Genomic DNA, 15,376 nt, shown 5'->3' with positions numbered 1-15,376 from the left:
CTGGCGGAACGCCGGTCTGGAATGTGAGAGTCCGGAACGACACCGTACGTACACTTTCGGACATGCCCACCGTCGCGCTGGCCACCGCCGGCCACCTCCTGCACTTCGAGCTCGGCGTCGCCTACGAGATCTTCGGCAATCCACCGGTCGAGCTGTCCGGGAGGTGGTACGACGTCGAGCTCTGCGGACCGGGCTCGGTCCGGGTCGGCCCGTTCGCGGTCGAGCCGGACCACGGCCTCGAGCGACTCGTCAGCGCCGACACCGTGATCGTGCCGGCGTGCGCCGACGTGGACGAACCACCGCCGTCGGAGCTGGTGGACGCCGTACGCGCGGCGCACGAAGCTGGTGCGCGAATCGCATCGCTCTGCACCGGCGCGTTCGTCCTCGGTGCCGCCGGTCTGCTCGACGGTCGGCGGGCCACCACGCACTGGGCACACACCGCGGAGCTGCGTGCGCGGTATCCGCTGGCTGAAGTCGATCCGGACGTGCTCTACACGGACAACGGCAGTGTGCTCACCTCCGCGGGCAAGGCTGCCGCGGTGGACCTCAGTCTGCATCTGATCCACCTCGACTACGGCGCGAGTGTCGCGAACAGCGTTGCCAGGCGTCTCGTCGTACCGCCGCACCGGTCCGGCGGTCAGGCGCAGTTCGTGGCGACGCCGGTGGAGGTGAGCGGTGACAACAGGCTCGCGCAGTTGCAGGCGTGGGTTCTCGAGCGGCTGGATCAACCATTGACGGTGACGGACCTGGCTCGGCGGGTGAACACGAGTCCTCGCCACCTTGGCCGGCAGTTCCGGTCGGTGACTGGGCAGACGCCGCTGCAGTGGCTGCTGACTCAGCGGGTACGTCGTGCCCAGGAGCTGCTGGAGACGACGGATCAGAGTATCGAGTCGATCGCGGTCGCTACCGGGATGGGTACGGCGACCACGCTGCGACGGCAGTTCAAGCGGGTCGTCGCGGTGCCGCCGGACAGCTACCGGCGGGCGTTCCGCGGGTAGGTAGCCTCAGCGCCATGCGTGAAACACCGTGGATGGTCCTTGTCGGACCGGCATGCGCCGGCAAGACCACGCTGGGGCAGAGAATCGCGGCGATCACTGGGCGCCCTTTTGTGGACCTGGACAATGTCAGTCTCAAGTATTACGAGGAGGCCGGCTGGCCAAGGGAGCGCTGGGACGCGCAGGTAGCCGCGGTGGGTTTCAACAACTTTGAGAAGGCGATGGAGCCGGCTCGCGCGCACGCTGTCCGCCGAGTGGTCGCTGACCATCCCGGCGCGATCATCGCGCTGGGGGCCAATCACACCGTTTACTTCGACAAGGACCATCTGAAAACAGTTCAGGATGCCTTGCAGAAGTGCTCGCAGGTGGTGCGGGTCTTGCCGTCGCCGGAGAGGCCAGTCGCACTTTCCGTCCTGCGTGAGCGGGCCGTGACGACCAGAAACCGTGACTGGATCCGCGATGGCTTCGACTATCTCACCCATTGGGTCGACGACCCCGGCACAGCGCAAGTCGCGACCCACACGGTCTACAACCTCGATGAGACACCCGACCAAACGGCAGGACGTCTACTCCAGCACCTCTCGAGTTCTGGCATGGACGCGAGAACACGGAGCGAACTCGCCCCCGGGGCCTACGGGAGGAGCGACGCTGGCCGGGACGGCGGAAGGCCAGGGTCAGGCTCGGCCGCCGAGCAGCAGGCTCGCGCGGCAGCAGCCGTCGCCGGGTCCACCCCCGTTGATCTGCGGAAGGTCCCCAGGCCCGCACCAGAAACGAGCCAGCGTCCAGCCCACATCGAGAGGAAAACCAGGACGCCGCGCCATGACACAGGCCGCGGCAGATCGACGTGACGAGATCCCCCCGACTGACGGATGCCGGTTCGCGACGCCGCCGGTCACGTCAGAGCCGCTCGCCGGGCGGCGGGATCGACCAGGACGGCCACGTTGTCGCACCGCTGCTCGATGCTCCCCCGGCCTCTGGGCAGGTCCGGCGCGTCGGCCAGCAGCGCGGTGATGATCTTGTCGTTCGGGTGCAGGTACGGGCGGTCCCAGAAGTCGACCGTCGCCGGGCCGGGCGCCGGGAGCCCGACCGCTCGCTGGCGACTCAGCAGGTGGTCGAGGGCTCGCGCGAACTGTTGCTGCCGGTACCGCCAGTGGTCCGCCTTCACCGCTTTCCGGAGCGCGTCCCCCACCTCGCGTGCACAGGGCAACCGCGCGAACATCGTCCCGCGCCACTTCGAGTACGGCGGCCAGCGCCGCTCGATCATGAACGCCAGGTGCATCGCGACGTCGATCAACCGGGCCGCGATCACCCGCGAGCCCAGGTCGTCACCGAGGTCACCGGCCCGGCTCATCAGCGGCGTCTCCTCCGCGAGCCGGAGCCAGTCGCAGGCCAGGACGTACCGCCAGACGTCGTCCGGGTACCACTGCAGCCGGTCTCGCACGGCCGAGATGTCACCGGTCTGGTCGACGAACACCGGCCCGCCGACGACCTCCAGAACCGCCTGGCCGGTCATGGTCAGCCAGTCGATCGTCGACAATCCTTGCCGAGGATCGACGCCGAGCCGCTTGATGACGAACGCGTGCACCGAATCGACCTCGACGTGGTGGATGCTCTCGGTCTGTCCGGAGAACGGGAACCTCGTCGGCAGACCGGCGTACGTCGCGGGCAACTCGGCGGCGAGATACGCGTCGACCTCGTCACGGCTCGCTTCGTCGACGAGGAGGGTCAGTCGAAGTCCCCAGTCATGGTCCCGGGACGTCGCGTCGTCGAGCCCCAGTACGTCGGATCCACTGCCGAGCCGGCCGGCGGCGTGCGGAAGCCCGGGCCACTTTGCCGCGAGCAACGGCCCGACCACGTCGTCGTAGTACGCGCGAGCCAGCCCCCGACCATCCACACCCTGATCCTGCCTGACCGATCCCCCTGACACGAACGGATTTCGGCCGCCGGACGTAGGCTCCATGTTCGTGAACACGACTCCGGACACCTCGCGCGAGGTGCAACAGCTGCGGTTCCGGGCTACACACCTGCCTGCGGTCCGTGCGGGAAGAAAACGGATCACGATGCGCTACAACGATCCGGTGCAGGTGGGACCGGCGCTGCTGGTGTTCGAGTTCCCCGACGAGGTCACCATCCCGGGCCGGATCACGTCGACCGTGACCAAGACCGTCGACACCGTCACCGACCAGGAGGCGCAAGAGGACGGTTTCGCCAACGCCGCCGAGCTCCTCCCAGGCCTGCGCTCCTACTACCCGACCCTGCAGCCAACCGACCAACTCGTCATCGTCCGCTTCGAAGTCGACGCCTGACCGAAGGTTGCTCTTGACATCCTGTGGCGCCTGACGGGCGGGCGTTCAACCAAGATGTGATCCAGCCTGAGGGCGTGTCGTCCCTGTGCCGGGCAGGTGGGCTGGGACGCGGACCACGAACCCACTTGATGGGCGGGGTCAGCGGAGGGTGGGTAGTTGGTTGAGGGCGATTGTCAGGTCTTGGTCGCGGCCGGCGGTGAGCATGCGCTGGTAGGTGGGGTCCCCGGAGGCGGCGGCTTGCGTCATCAGGGTCAGTTGCAGGGTCAGGCGTTCGGCGATGAGGTCGAGGATGTCGCCGGTCGTGCCTTGCCAGCCGTACTCACCGAGGAAGAGCTCCAGCCGCGCCAGGCGCGAGTCGAGGTCGGTGAAGCCTTCGGCCGCGACGACGTGTGGGGCGTGCAGCGGCGTCCAGGAGAAGGCGACCCAGGCGACATCCAGCTCCAGCTGAACCGGTCCGGCCATGTCCCAGTCGACGAAGCCGACCAGGCCGTCGGCGTTCCACACCGCGTTGTACGGCGCCGCGTCGTTGTGCGCGACGATCATTCCCGGCCGCCACGCCTCACCCTCGCGCCAGCACGCGTCCACCGGCGGAACGAAGTCCGCAACGGCCGCGTGATAGCGCCGCAGCCACCGCGCAACGTCCACCAGGGCCGCCGAGCTGTGCGTCCACGACGGCCACGGCCGCGCGTTCCCCACCGTTTGTCCCGGCAGGAAGCTGACCATCTCCCGGCCCCCGGCATCCACTCCCAACGCCCGAGGCGCCCCCGAGAACCCGGCCGCCTCCAGATGAGCTAGAAGCGCCTGCACCGACGACGTCCACGCCCCCGCAGTACGCCGTACGACGCCATCCACCAACGACGCCCCGCCGTCGAACCCACCCTCCAGCCGCTCACCCACACCGCACATCCTGCCAGCCGATCCCAGCCATCACACCACGATCGTCCATCCGCGGCGGGTGATTGCCTGGCCGGGCTTCGAGAAGGACGCGACCAGGCTCACCTGTGGCGGTTGTGGTCAGACGAGGGCGGGGTCCTTGTCGGTGACTGGCTGCGGGCGCTGTACCCGCTCCGTGGGAAGGAGGCGGGCCAGCCAGGCCGGGAGCCACCAGTTGGCGTTGCCCAGGAGCTTCATCGCGGCCGGGACCAGGACCAGGCGCACGATGGTGGCGTCGACGAAGACCGCGGTGGCCAGGCCCAGGCCGAACATCTTGGTGCTCGGATCGTCGCTCAGGACGAAGCTCAGGAAGACCGAGATCATGATCAGGGCGGCCGAGGTGATCACCCGTCCGGTGGACGCGATGCCATGGATGACCGAGGTGTCGTTGTCGCCGGTGTCCAGGTACTCCTCCCGGATCCGGGAGAGCAGGAACACCTCGTAGTCCATCGAGAGCCCGAAGAGAATCGCGAACATGAACATCGGGATGAACGGCAGGATCGGCACGGTCGTCTCCAGCCCGATCAGGTCCGCGCCCCAGCCCCACTGGAACACCATCACCATCACCCCGAACGACGCACCGATACTCAGCAGGTTCATCAACGCCGCCTTGAGCGGTACGACGACCGACCGGAAGACCACCGTCAGCAGCACGATGGACAACAGGATCACCGCGCCGATGAACAGCGGCAGGCGATCGCTGACCCGGTCGGCGACGTCGGCCAGGCTCGCCGTCTGACCACCGACGTGAGCCTTGGCCGGGCCATCGCCGATCACGGGCGGAAAGACCTCTGCACGAAGCCGCTCGATCGTCTCGACCGTGGCATCGTCCTGAGGCCCGGTGGTCGGGAACGCGACCAGCGTCGCGACACCGGCCGCGGGGTTCACCTGCGGTGGCATGACATCGGCGATCCCCTCGTCGGCACTGACGGCGTCGAGCAGGGGCTGTACGACGCTCGCGTCCTTGGAGATGTCGACGGCGATGACCAACGGCCCGTTGATCCCGGGGCCGAATCCGGCGGCGACCAGGTCGTACGCCCGGCGCTGCGTCACGTTGTCGGGCAGTGCACCCTCGTCAGGTGTGCCGACCCGGAGGGCGAGCACGGGTGCGGCGAGTGCAAGGAGCAGGACCGTGGCGCCGACGACGTAGGCAACGGCGTTCCTGGCGACGTGCCCACCCCATCGCTGCCAGCCGGAACCCGGGGAGGACGCCACCCTCCGGATTGCGAGACGGTTGATCCAGTGCCCGGCAAGGCCCAGGAACGCCGGCAGCAAGGTGATCGAGACCAGCACCATGGTCAGCACGATGAGCGCGATCGCGACCCCAGCAGCAGTCATGAACGGTACGCCGGCCACGGCCAATCCGAGGATCGCGATGACGACAGTGCCACCGGCGAAGACGACGGACCGGCCCGCGGTGGCGACAGCCCGTCCGGCCGACTCCACGACGCTCATCCCTTGCGCGAGGTGTTCGCGGTGCCGGGTGACCAGGATCAGCGCGTAGTCGATGCCCACCCCGAGACCGACCATGCTGCCGAGCACAGGTGCCCAACTCGGAATGTCGATCAGATAGGTGACGAGGGACATCGAGCTGATGCCGAGGGCGAGGCCGAACAGCGCCATGCCGATCGGCAGCCCCATCGCGATGATCGATCCGAAGGCCAGCAGCAGTACGACGATCGCCGCGAACAGGCCGATCGCCTCGCCGAGTCCGGTCTCGGGCTCCTCGAACGCGAAGAACAGGTCGCCGCCGAGCTCGATCCGCAGCGGCAGATCCTGGCCGGCCTGTGCCGCGAACGCCTTCAATCGAGCGAGGTCGTCCTTCTCCAGTTCCTCGAGCACCGGGTACTGCAGCCGGATGATCGCGACCCGGCCGTCCGGTGAAAGGACCCCGGGCGTCGCGGTCGCCGTACCCGCGGGATCGCTGGTCGCCAGCACGTGCGGCAGTTTGGCTGCTGCCGACTGGACCCGCGACAGGGCTGCCCGCGCATCCGGTGAACTGAAGAACGTCACCTGATCGTCGCGAGGTGTCACGACCACCTGTGCGGTGAGGCCTGCCTGGTTCGAACCGGCGGCCGACAGCAGGTCGGTCGCGTGCTGGGAGTCGACTCCCGGTGCTCCGAAGGAGTCCTCGAGCTTTTGACCGAAGGTGCTCGACGCCGCGACCACGAGCGCGGACAGGACCAGCCAGGCCCCGATGACAGCCCACGGCCGGCGCGCGGCGAACCGGCCCAACCGGTACAGCGAATTCGACATCATCCTTGTTTCCCCTCCAGCGACAGATGTGCTCACAGCGTGTCGACGGACGGCGTCCGACGCCTCGGGCGAAGGGCCGGACTTTCCTGGGCTGATCGGCCGATCGGCGCGCCGTACTTTGGGCTGATCCGCCGGGCGCCGGGGGTATCTACGCTGAGGTCATGCTGACCAACGCCGTACGCGCACTCTGGGCTGAGGCGCGGGCGCCCAAGCCACCCCGGCGGGTGTGGCGCGACTGGGCGCTCGTCGCGGTGCTGCTGCCGACGGCGATCCTCGAAGGCATATTGCGCGATCCGCTCACCTGGCGGCCTGTCGCTCTCATGCTCGGGGTGGGAGTCGTCTGCGCGCTGCTGTGGCGTCGTACCCACCCGCTCGCGGTGGTGGCCGGCACCTTCGGTGCACTGATCGTCCTCGATATCGGCAGCCTGCTCACGACCTCTGGGCCCGTTGGGCTCTACACGATGATCTGCGTGGTGATGCTGCCGTACTCGCTCGTGCGCTGGGGGTCCGGGCGCGAGATCGGGATGGGGATGGTGGTCATCCTGGTCGCTTTGGCCATGGGGCTGGCCGTCGACAACACCGGCGTACTCGACTCGGTGCTCGGCAGCATGTTCCTGCTGTTCCCGGCGACGCTCGGCGCCGCGGTGCGGTACTGGGGGACCTCCCGGATGCGTGAGCTGGACCAGGTGCGGCTTCGGGAGCGCGAGCAGTTGGCCCGCGAACTGCACGACACGGTCGCCCATCACGTCTCGGCCATCGCCATCCGGGCGCAGGCCGGCCAGGTCGTCGCGGCGGCCGACCCCTCAGCCGCGCTGGACGCGCTCGCCGTGATCGAGCAGGAGGCTTCGCGTACGCTCGCCGAGATGCGCATCATGGTCGGCGGTCTGCGCGACAACGGCTCGGCCGTCCTGGCTCCGCAGCCCGGAGTGGCCGACCTCGAGCGGCTCGCCCGCAGCGTCGGCGACCGCCCGCGGGTCGAGCTCACGCTGTCCGGTGACCTCGAGAACCTCGGATCACCCATCGGTACGGCGATCTATCGGATCGCGCAGGAGTCGATCACGAACGCCGTACGGCATGGCCGGCGCGCCACCCTGATCGACGTCCACGTCGACGGCGATCCGGACCGCGTCCGGCTGACCGTCTCCGACAACGGCGATGGCGGTTCGACCCCACGGAACCCGTTGGGCTACGGCCTGATCGGGATGACCGAACGCGCGATCCTCCTCGGCGGCTTCCTCGAAGCGGGTCCCGGGCCGGACGGCGGCTGGACCGTCGAGGCGACGCTGCCCAGGGCGGCCCGATGACGATCCGCGTACTGGTTGCCGACGACCAGGACCTCATCCGGACCGGGCTCGCGATGATCCTCGACGCACAGCCCGATATCGAGGTGGTCGGTCAGGCGGCCGACGGCCATGAGGCGGTGGCGTTGGCGCGGCGACTGCGTCCCGACGTGTGCCTGTTCGACATCCGCATGCCCGGCATGGACGGGATCGCGGCGACCCGCGAGCTCGCCGGTGCCGGCGTGGACGATCCGCTCGCGATCGTGGTCATCACCACCTTCGACCTCGACGAGTATGTGCACGGCGCGCTCAAAGCGGGTGCCCGTGGGTTCCTGCTCAAAGACTCCGGGCCCGCGCTCCTGATCCAGGCGATCCACGCTGCCGCCGATGGTGACGCCCTCATCGCCCCGAGCATCACCGCCCGCCTGCTCGCCGCGTTCTCTGACGTCCAGCGCGGGCGGCCGCCGGCGCAGCCGATCGAACCGCTCACCGGCCGGGAAGAGCAGGTGTTGGTCACGGTGGCCCAGGGCCGGACGAACGCCGAGATCGCCGCCGAACTCCACGTCAGCCTCAGCACCGTCAAGACCCATCTCGCCAGCATCATGACCAAGCTCGGCGCCCGGAACCGGGTCGAGATCGTCATGTGGGCCTACGAAACAGGCCGCGTCAAGCGCTGACTCGCTCGGGTTCCTTACTGCGTCAGCGGTGGCCAGACATCGCCCCAGGAGGCTCCGCGGGCGGCGCGGTACTCCTCGGCCGACCTCCCGACGACGAGTCGCTCGCGGGTGCCGGTGGAGCCGCAGACGTCCAGTAGGACTTGACCTTTCGGGTGAGCCGGCCGGGTGATGATGCGGGATCGGGCCGGCCGGATCGGTGCGCGGGTCGCGACCAGATAAGTGAACTTCTCGTCCTCGTAGTTGCGGGTGCCGTGCTTGGTGAGGCGATGGAGTTCCGTTCTCGGCAGTCGTACGGCGAAGTGGCACCAGTCGGGCGTGGTCAGCGGGCAGAGGTGCTGGTGTGGACAGGGCGCGGCGATGGTCAGATCGTGCTCCATGAGGTGCCGGCGGGTCTCGAGGATCCGGTGGAAGCCGCGTGGAGTGCCGGGTTCGACGACGACCACGGTGTCGGCCGACTCGGCTGCGGTGGTGATGAGCCGGTGGCGAGTGGCGTCGGAGAGTTCGTTCAGGACGTAGGCGATGCTGATCAGGTCGACCCGACGCTGCGACGTCCAGTGCCGGAGATCGGCGCTGATCCAGCGGTGGTTGCTGTTGGCAAGCGTTGCGCTGAGGCGCCGGCCGAGCCGGATGGCGGATGGTTGTCGCTCGACGATCTCCGTGGAGATGCCAGGCCACAATCCCGCGGCGGCCCAGGCGGCGGATCCGGTGCCGCCGCCGAGGTCCAGGTGGGTGGCAAAGGCACCGACATGAGCATCCGCCGCGAGCAGTGCCGAGCGGATCGCGGCGTAGGTGGCGGGCATGCGGAAGACGGCGTACGCGAGGCAGTCGAGGTCGTCGGCCATGCCGAGGGTCGTGTCGTCGACCTGCTCGGCGCGGTAGCGGGCGGACACCGCGCTGACGCGAGCGCGCAAGGCGTCGTACGTCACGCCGTCGAGGGCCTGATTGAGGGCAGCATTCAGTTGTGTGTCCAAGGTGGACATGCGGAAATCTCCGGTTCGGTCGGTACGGGCGTGCGCGTGGGCGCACAGGACCCGCGGCCTACGCCGCGACGTACCGACCGGTCCGGAGTGTCAGTCAGCTGGACAGGGAGGGGTCGGTACGGAACCGGATAGCCATGCAAACCATGACCCACCTCCTCCATCGACCGTTGGCCCGACTGTAGCCAACGGCACAGCGGAACGCTCCCGATTTGTCAGCGGCTGAGGCAACAGCAGATACAGACCTGGTTGCCGTCGGGGTCGGCCAGCACCGTGAAGGCCGGCGCCTCCTTGTCATAGGTGATCCGGCCGCCGGCCGCGACACCGGCCGCGATCCGTTCCTCCGCGACGTCGTGCGGAACCCACAGATCGACGTGGAACCGCTGCCGCGGCGTCTCATGAGCCTCGGTGCCTTGGAACCACAGGTTCGGCACACGTCCGGTCGGATCGAACACATCACCAGACTTGAAGGACTCCGTGCTGCCGGTGAGTACGGCGGCCCAGAACGGACCAATCGCCGCCAGATCCGCGGTGTCCAGCGCAAGCTCGACCTGCACCACCGCCGAAGGCTCAGCGACGAGCCCCATCGACTGAGCCACTGAACTGATCCGCCGAGCCACGTCCACGTCCCGCTGAGTCACGCCCGGGAACACGTGCCTGGTCCCGTCGTCAGCTCGGTAGACGGATTCCTTGCTGATCAGCTTCACATCGACGAAGTTGTCACCGAGCCTGACCTCCGCGCACTCCTCGCCGACGGCCTGCGCGAAGCGAAGGCCGTCGGCGAGGGACTCGGTCACAAACCGCGCGTGCAGGGCCTGGGCCAGCTTGCGCCAGTCGTCCAGACCGGCGTCCAGGATCGCCTGCGTGGTCAGCATGTCCATGTCCGTGCCCCAATCGCCGATTGCGTCGAGGCTAGGACATACCTCCGACAGTCGTCAGATCAGGACCTCCTTCCCGTCCTCGACCACGATGTCGCCCGTGCCGACCGAGCCGAAGCCGTCCTGCCGCAGCGTCAGCGACACCACGCCGGCCCCGCCGCGCAGCACCTCCCCCGAGGTGATCTTGTACGTCGCCGGTACGGCCCCGCCCTCGAACAGCCGCTTCCCCGTGCCGACCACGACCGGGAACTGGATCAGCCGGTAGGTGTCGACCAGCCCGGCGTCGTGCAACGTCCGCGCCAGTTGCCAGCTCCCGTGAACCTGCAGCTCACGCCCCGGCTGTTCCTTCAGCCGCCGTACCTGCTCGACGATGTCGTCACCGCGCAGCACGGTCGTGTCACCCCAGGCCGCTTCCTCGTCGGACAGCGTGTTGCTGACGACGTACTTCTTCCACGTGTTCAGCGCGGTCGAGACGATGTTGCCCGGTTCGACCGTGACCTGCGACCAGAACGTGCGCATCATCTCGAACGTCGACCGGCCGAGCAGGATGGCGTCCGCCTCCCGGAACCAGCCGTCGACCGGGTCCAGCTGACCTTCACCAGCGTGTGGCACCAGCCAGCCGCCGTGCTCGAACCCGTTGCTGCGGTCCTCGTCCGGTCCGCCCGGACCCTGCATGACGCCGTCCAGGCTGATGAAGGTGTTGACGCTGAGTTCCATGACTGTCTCCCAAGCTCGTAGGTGCGCTCTCGCCTACGCGTCGATCACCCGTTGCCGGACTCGACACATCAGTCCTGACCTTTTTCCAGTAGGGGCGAGGTCCCGCTCGGCCTCGCGCGCGCACGCGCCCAGGTCCAGACTCAGGACAAGTGAACAACAATGCATCCCACATCCATCACCGCTCTCTCCAGCAGCAGGAGGACCATGTATCGCAGGCTTGTTCTGAAGCTGTCCGGGCAGGCGATCGCCGGGCCGAACGAGTTCGGGTTCAACAGCGACCGGCTGACTCACCTCGCCAATGAAGTGATCGCGGTGCGGGCCACCGGTGTGCAGGTCGCGGTCGTGGTGGGCGGTGGCAACGTGTTCCGGGGCAACCGGGCCGGCGACTGGGGTATCGATCGGGTGGAGGCCGACAACATCGGCATGCTCGGCACGGTGATCAACGCCGTGCTGCTTCGCGGCCGGCTCTCCGCTCTCGGCGCGGACGACGTACGCCTGATGACGGCGATCCCGATCAACAACCTGTCCGAGCCGTACATCAGGCTGCCCGCGTTCATCCTTGCCCGCGACCACAACCTGCCGCTGCACGTCTTCGACATCGACCAGTCCGCCGCGGCAAGCAGCATCGCCTCCGGCAAGCACCTCGGCACCCTGATCAACTGAAACCGGAGGCGCGGGCTCGCGGGGTGTAGAGGCCGGCGTAGCTCGTCGCGCGTTCCCACCTCCATGATGCGGCCGGAGTTACCGCTTCACGCGGAGAGTTCTTTCGTCATGGTGGTGACGTGTGCGGCGAACCAGTCGCCGCCGGCGTCGTGTTCGGCGTGCAGGGCCATCAGGGACCACAGAACTCGGTAGAGCGAGAGGGTTCGGCTCAGGGCCGGTGTTCGGCGGAGGTCGTAGCCGGTGAGGAAGGCCTTGGTCGCGGCTTCGCCGGCCATCGAGAAGCGGGCCACGTCGAAGAGCGGGTCGCCGTACACGGCGTCGCCCCAGTCGATCACGCCGGTGAGTTCGTTGCCGACGGCATACAGATGCCGAGGATGCAGGTCACCGTGCAGCAGCACCGGCTCGACCGCGGCCACGGAATCGACGAAGGGCGGGACGACCTGGCGCAGGCGTCGTACCAAGTCTTCGGGCACGATGCCGGCGAGGACGTCGAGTCGCTCGATCGGCCGCAGGAGCCGATCGGCCCAGTCACCGTCGTTGCCGCGGAGGTCGTGCAACCGGCGGAGCCCGCGCCCAGCCTCGGTGATGACCGCGTCAGCGTCGGACGGACTGCCGGGAACCTCGGCACAGATCAGGTACGACGGCTCGACAGCCAGGATCTCTGGAGCCGGTACACCGACGGAGCGCGCCAAGGAACACGCGCGAGCCTCGGCCTCGACGGTGTCGGCGGATTTCAGGTACACCGTCGTCCCGGCGGCGGTGTGCAGGCGAAAGGTCTGGTTGCCGACGAACCCATTCACCGGTTCGACCCGGGTGATGGGACCGACGACGGCGCCGGCGAGAGCGCGGGCATCGAGTAGGGGCGGCATCCACGTCAGGGTAGCGGCGCCACCGTTAAGCCTCCAGCTAAATAGTTTGCCCGGGCGCTGACCGCCTTGCTGTACTCGCATCGGTAACTGCAGGTGTCGAGTCAAAGGAGCGCAGCGATGCGACCTCGCTTCATGTCTATCGCGGAACGTACTGACACCTGTTCAAGGGACATGAAGCTTTGTGAAATTACTGAACTTGGGGATCCTGGCGCATGTCGACGCCGGTAAGACGAGCCTGACCGAGCGGCTGCTCTACGCCGCCGGGGTCATCGACGAGATCGGCAGCGTCGACGACGGCAGCACCCAGACCGATTCGCTCGCGCTGGAACGCCAGCGCGGGATCACCATCAAGTCGGCGGTCGTGTCGTTCGCGATCGGCCGGGCCGACCCGGTCACGGTCAACCTGATCGACACCCCCGGTCACCCGGATTTCATCGCCGAGGTGGAGCGGGCGCTCAGCGTGCTCGACGGCGCCGTCCTCGTCATCTCGGCGGTCGAAGGCGTCCAGGCGCAGACCCGCGTGCTGATGCGAACGCTGCAGCGGCTGCGCATCCCGACGCTGATCTTCGTCAACAAGGCCGACCGCGCCGGCGCGCAGTACGAGCCGGTGCTGCAGTCGATCGCGGACAAGCTCTCGGCCGCGATCGTGCCGATGGGTTCGGCCGACGGTCTCGGCACCCGGTCGGCGACCTTCACGCCGTACGGGCCGGATCACCCGCACCTGCTCGAGATCCTGGCCGAGCGCGACGACGAACTGCTCGCGATCTTCGTGGAGAACGAGAAGGCGCTCTCGTACGACGACCTCCGGAAGCGACTCGCCGTACAGACGCAACAGGCGCTGATGCACCCGGTGTACTTCGGTTCCGCCATCACCGGGGCCGGCACGGACGCCCTGACGGAAGGCATCCGGGAGTTGCTTCCGCTCGCGTCCGGCCGGGCTGATGACCCGGTGGACGGCTCGGTCTTCAAGGTCGAGCGCGGTCCGGCCGGGGAGAAGATCGCCTACGTGCGGATGTTCTCCGGTACGGCGCGGGTCCGCGACCGACTGCGCTTCGGCCCCGCCGGCGAGGCGAAGCTGACCGCTCTCGAGGTCTTCGGATCGCCGGCGACGACTGAGGTTCGTGCGGGCCAGATCGGCAAGCTGTGGGGACTGACCGACATCCAGATCGGCGACCGGATCACCTCGACCGGCCAGGAATCAGGCCCGGCCACCGGTGGGTTCTTCGCGCCGCCGACGCTGGAGACGGTGATCTCACCGGTCCGGCCGTCGGACAAGGGCAATCTCCAGGTCGCGCTCACCCAACTGGCCGAGCAGGACCCGCTGATCAACCTCCGCCAGGACGACCTGCGGCAGGAGACGTACGTGTCGCTGTACGGCGAGGTGCAGAAGGAGGTCATCCAGACGACATTGGCGACCGAGTTCGGTATCGACGTCGGCTTCCGGGAGACGACCACGATCTGCATCGAGCGGATCGACGGCGTCGGGCAGGCGGTCGAGTTCAAGAAGAAGGACGAGAACCCCTTCTTGGCCACGATCGGGCTGCGGGTCGAGCCGGCGCCGGTGAACGCCGGGGTGAGCTTCGAGCTCGAGGTGGAGCTCGGGTCGATGCCGTACGCGTTCATCAAGGCGGTCGAGGAGACCGTCCGGGAGACGCTCCAGCAAGGGATCCACGGCTGGGAGATCCCGGACGCGCGGGTTGTGATGACGCACTCGGGCTACTCAGCGCGGCAGAGTCACGCGCACGCAGTGTTCGACAAGAGCATGTCGAGCACTGCCGGCGACTTCCGCTTCCTCACGCCGCTCGTCCTGATCACCGCGCTCCAGCGGGCCGGTACGACGGTGCACGAGCCGATGCACCGCTTCCAGTTGGAGATCCCGACCGACACGACCCGCGCCGTACTGGCTGCTCTTGCCCGGCTGCGGGCAATCCCGCAGGTGCCGGCGTTGGCGGCCGAAACCTCAATCCTGGAAGGAGAAATCCCGGCAGCCGCGGTGTACCAGCTCGAGCAGCAACTGCCGGCACTGACACGTGGCGAAGGTGTGCTGGAGTCGGCGTTCGAGCGGTACCAGCCGGTGACCGGGCCGGTGCCGTCGCGCCCGCGGACCGACCATGATCCGCTCAATCGGCGGGAGTACCCCCTGCACGTCCAGCGACGGGTCTGAACACACCGCCGCCCCGGCCTCGATGAGGCCGGGGCGGTTGGGTGGGGTCAGTTCGGCGAGGTCCATTCGACGAACTGGATGACGACACCGTTGGGATCGGTCACCTGAAACAGGCGTTCGCCCCAGGGCTCCTCGCGCAACGGCATGGTGATCTCGACACCTGCGTCCCGCAGGCGCTTCTCCTCGCCGTCGAGCGCGTCGACGGTGAACGCGAGGATCAGGCCGGACGCGCGCTGGTCGCGCTGCTCGGGCGGAAGCACCTCGATCCCCCGCTGCAGCAGTACGACGTCGACGGCGTCCTCACGGGTCAGCGACGCGAAGTCCTCGGCCGCGACGCGTTCGGTGTAGCCAAGGTGGTCGACGAAGAACGCTCGCGAGGCCGCGACGTCCTCGATGGTCAGAGAAATGGTAGAGGCGTTGATTTTCACAGCACTTCCTTCCACAGAACTCGGCGAATGACGGAGGGTTGGGTCAGCGGGCCCCGCGCCGCGGGTTGCCGCGACGAGAGTTGACCACCGGGTTGCGCACGGGGCGGGTCTGCGCCGTACGCCACTCATCACGGCGCAGGCGCGGGAACGCACCGGACTGCGAACTGCCGAGAGCTGGATTGCGCATCCACTACTTCCCTTCGAGGTAACTTTACGACGGTGGTAACTTTAGC

At 68.0% G+C, this 15,376-nt stretch carries 16 protein-coding genes; 7 read left to right on the top strand and 9 right to left on the bottom strand.

Annotated features, from left to right (window positions below):
* The first annotated feature begins 62 nt into the window (after nucleotides 1–62).
* Together AB0F43_RS24825 and AB0F43_RS24820 are read left to right on the top strand one after the other, a co-directional pair.
* Nucleotides 63–998: a helix-turn-helix domain-containing protein gene (locus tag AB0F43_RS24825; RefSeq protein ID WP_360481256.1), complete on the top strand. Its 936-nt coding sequence runs from the start codon at nucleotides 63–65 to the stop codon at nucleotides 996–998.
* A gap of 14 nt (nucleotides 999–1,012) precedes the next feature.
* Nucleotides 1,013–1,843, top strand: coding sequence for a hypothetical protein (locus AB0F43_RS24820; protein ID WP_360481254.1), 831 nt, complete (start codon nucleotides 1,013–1,015; stop codon nucleotides 1,841–1,843).
* 44 nt (nucleotides 1,844–1,887) lie between these two features.
* Here AB0F43_RS24820 and AB0F43_RS24815 read toward each other — a convergent pair whose 3' ends face one another.
* Nucleotides 1,888–2,889 carry a DUF4037 domain-containing protein gene (locus AB0F43_RS24815; RefSeq protein ID WP_360481251.1) on the bottom strand — a complete coding sequence of 334 codons (1,002 nt, stop codon included), beginning with the start codon at nucleotides 2,887–2,889 and terminating at the stop codon, nucleotides 1,888–1,890.
* 70 nt (nucleotides 2,890–2,959) lie between these two features.
* On the opposite strand from AB0F43_RS24815, the gene AB0F43_RS24810 reads away from it, so the two are divergent.
* The gene (locus AB0F43_RS24810) at nucleotides 2,960–3,301 is read left to right on the top strand and encodes an ASCH domain-containing protein (protein WP_360481248.1); all 342 of its coding nucleotides are present in this window, start codon (nucleotides 2,960–2,962) and stop codon (nucleotides 3,299–3,301) included.
* Between the two features lie 138 nt (nucleotides 3,302–3,439).
* On the opposite strand, the gene AB0F43_RS24805 is transcribed toward AB0F43_RS24810, so the two are convergent.
* Together AB0F43_RS24805 and AB0F43_RS24800 are read right to left on the bottom strand one after the other, a co-directional pair.
* Nucleotides 3,440–4,198 (bottom strand): phosphotransferase, encoded by a 759-nt coding sequence (locus AB0F43_RS24805; RefSeq protein WP_360481245.1) that lies wholly within the window; start codon nucleotides 4,196–4,198, stop codon nucleotides 3,440–3,442.
* Nucleotides 4,199–4,315: 117 nt separating this feature from the next.
* On the bottom strand, nucleotides 4,316–6,493 hold the full coding sequence (locus AB0F43_RS24800) for an MMPL family transporter (protein ID WP_360481242.1): 2,178 nt from the start codon (nucleotides 6,491–6,493) through the stop codon (nucleotides 4,316–4,318).
* 158 nt (nucleotides 6,494–6,651) lie between these two features.
* On the opposite strand from AB0F43_RS24800, the gene AB0F43_RS24795 reads away from it, so the two are divergent.
* A complete protein-coding gene (locus tag AB0F43_RS24795) occupies nucleotides 6,652–7,794 on the top strand; it encodes a sensor histidine kinase (protein WP_360481239.1) in 1,143 nt (380 codons plus the stop codon).
* Nucleotides 7,791–8,447 (top strand): response regulator transcription factor, encoded by a 657-nt coding sequence (locus AB0F43_RS24790; protein WP_360481236.1) that lies wholly within the window; start codon nucleotides 7,791–7,793, stop codon nucleotides 8,445–8,447. The genes AB0F43_RS24795 and AB0F43_RS24790 overlap by 4 nt, the downstream gene beginning before the upstream one ends.
* A 14-nt stretch (nucleotides 8,448–8,461) precedes the next feature.
* Here the strand turns inward: AB0F43_RS24790 and AB0F43_RS24785 are convergent, their stop codons facing one another.
* From AB0F43_RS24785 to AB0F43_RS24775, 3 genes are all read right to left on the bottom strand, one after another.
* Nucleotides 8,462–9,427 carry a small ribosomal subunit Rsm22 family protein gene (locus AB0F43_RS24785; RefSeq protein ID WP_360481233.1) on the bottom strand — a complete coding sequence of 322 codons (966 nt, stop codon included), beginning with the start codon at nucleotides 9,425–9,427 and terminating at the stop codon, nucleotides 8,462–8,464.
* A 212-nt stretch (nucleotides 9,428–9,639) separates the two neighbouring features.
* Nucleotides 9,640–10,299: a VOC family protein gene (locus tag AB0F43_RS24780; protein ID WP_360481230.1), complete on the bottom strand. Its 660-nt coding sequence runs from the start codon at nucleotides 10,297–10,299 to the stop codon at nucleotides 9,640–9,642.
* Between the two features lie 60 nt (nucleotides 10,300–10,359).
* Nucleotides 10,360–11,019: a dihydrofolate reductase family protein gene (locus AB0F43_RS24775; protein WP_360481227.1), complete on the bottom strand. Its 660-nt coding sequence runs from the start codon at nucleotides 11,017–11,019 to the stop codon at nucleotides 10,360–10,362.
* Between the two features lie 204 nt (nucleotides 11,020–11,223).
* On the opposite strand from AB0F43_RS24775, the gene AB0F43_RS24770 reads away from it, so the two are divergent.
* Nucleotides 11,224–11,682: a hypothetical protein gene (locus tag AB0F43_RS24770; RefSeq protein ID WP_360481224.1), complete on the top strand. Its 459-nt coding sequence runs from the start codon at nucleotides 11,224–11,226 to the stop codon at nucleotides 11,680–11,682.
* Nucleotides 11,683–11,768: 86 nt separating this feature from the next.
* Here the strand turns inward: AB0F43_RS24770 and AB0F43_RS24765 are convergent, their stop codons facing one another.
* Nucleotides 11,769–12,551: an aminoglycoside phosphotransferase family protein gene (locus AB0F43_RS24765; RefSeq protein ID WP_360481221.1), complete on the bottom strand. Its 783-nt coding sequence runs from the start codon at nucleotides 12,549–12,551 to the stop codon at nucleotides 11,769–11,771.
* Between the two features lie 181 nt (nucleotides 12,552–12,732).
* On the opposite strand from AB0F43_RS24765, the gene AB0F43_RS24760 reads away from it, so the two are divergent.
* Nucleotides 12,733–14,715: a translation factor GTPase family protein gene (locus AB0F43_RS24760; protein ID WP_360481218.1), complete on the top strand. Its 1,983-nt coding sequence runs from the start codon at nucleotides 12,733–12,735 to the stop codon at nucleotides 14,713–14,715.
* A gap of 47 nt (nucleotides 14,716–14,762) precedes the next feature.
* On the opposite strand, the gene AB0F43_RS24755 is transcribed toward AB0F43_RS24760, so the two are convergent.
* Both AB0F43_RS24755 and AB0F43_RS24750 read right to left on the bottom strand, forming a co-directional pair.
* Nucleotides 14,763–15,143: a VOC family protein gene (locus tag AB0F43_RS24755; RefSeq protein ID WP_360481215.1), complete on the bottom strand. Its 381-nt coding sequence runs from the start codon at nucleotides 15,141–15,143 to the stop codon at nucleotides 14,763–14,765.
* Nucleotides 15,144–15,186: 43 nt separating this feature from the next.
* Nucleotides 15,187–15,330 (bottom strand): hypothetical protein, encoded by a 144-nt coding sequence (locus AB0F43_RS24750; protein ID WP_360481212.1) that lies wholly within the window; start codon nucleotides 15,328–15,330, stop codon nucleotides 15,187–15,189.
* Nucleotides 15,331–15,376: the final 46 nt, after the last annotated feature.

The sequence above is a fragment of the Kribbella sp. NPDC023972 genome (genome assembly GCF_040639075.1).
Taxonomy (GTDB): Bacteria; Actinomycetota; Actinomycetes; order Propionibacteriales; family Kribbellaceae; genus Kribbella.
The sequence above is the reverse complement of the archived record's forward strand: the minus strand, read 5'-3'. Positions and strand labels throughout refer to the sequence as shown.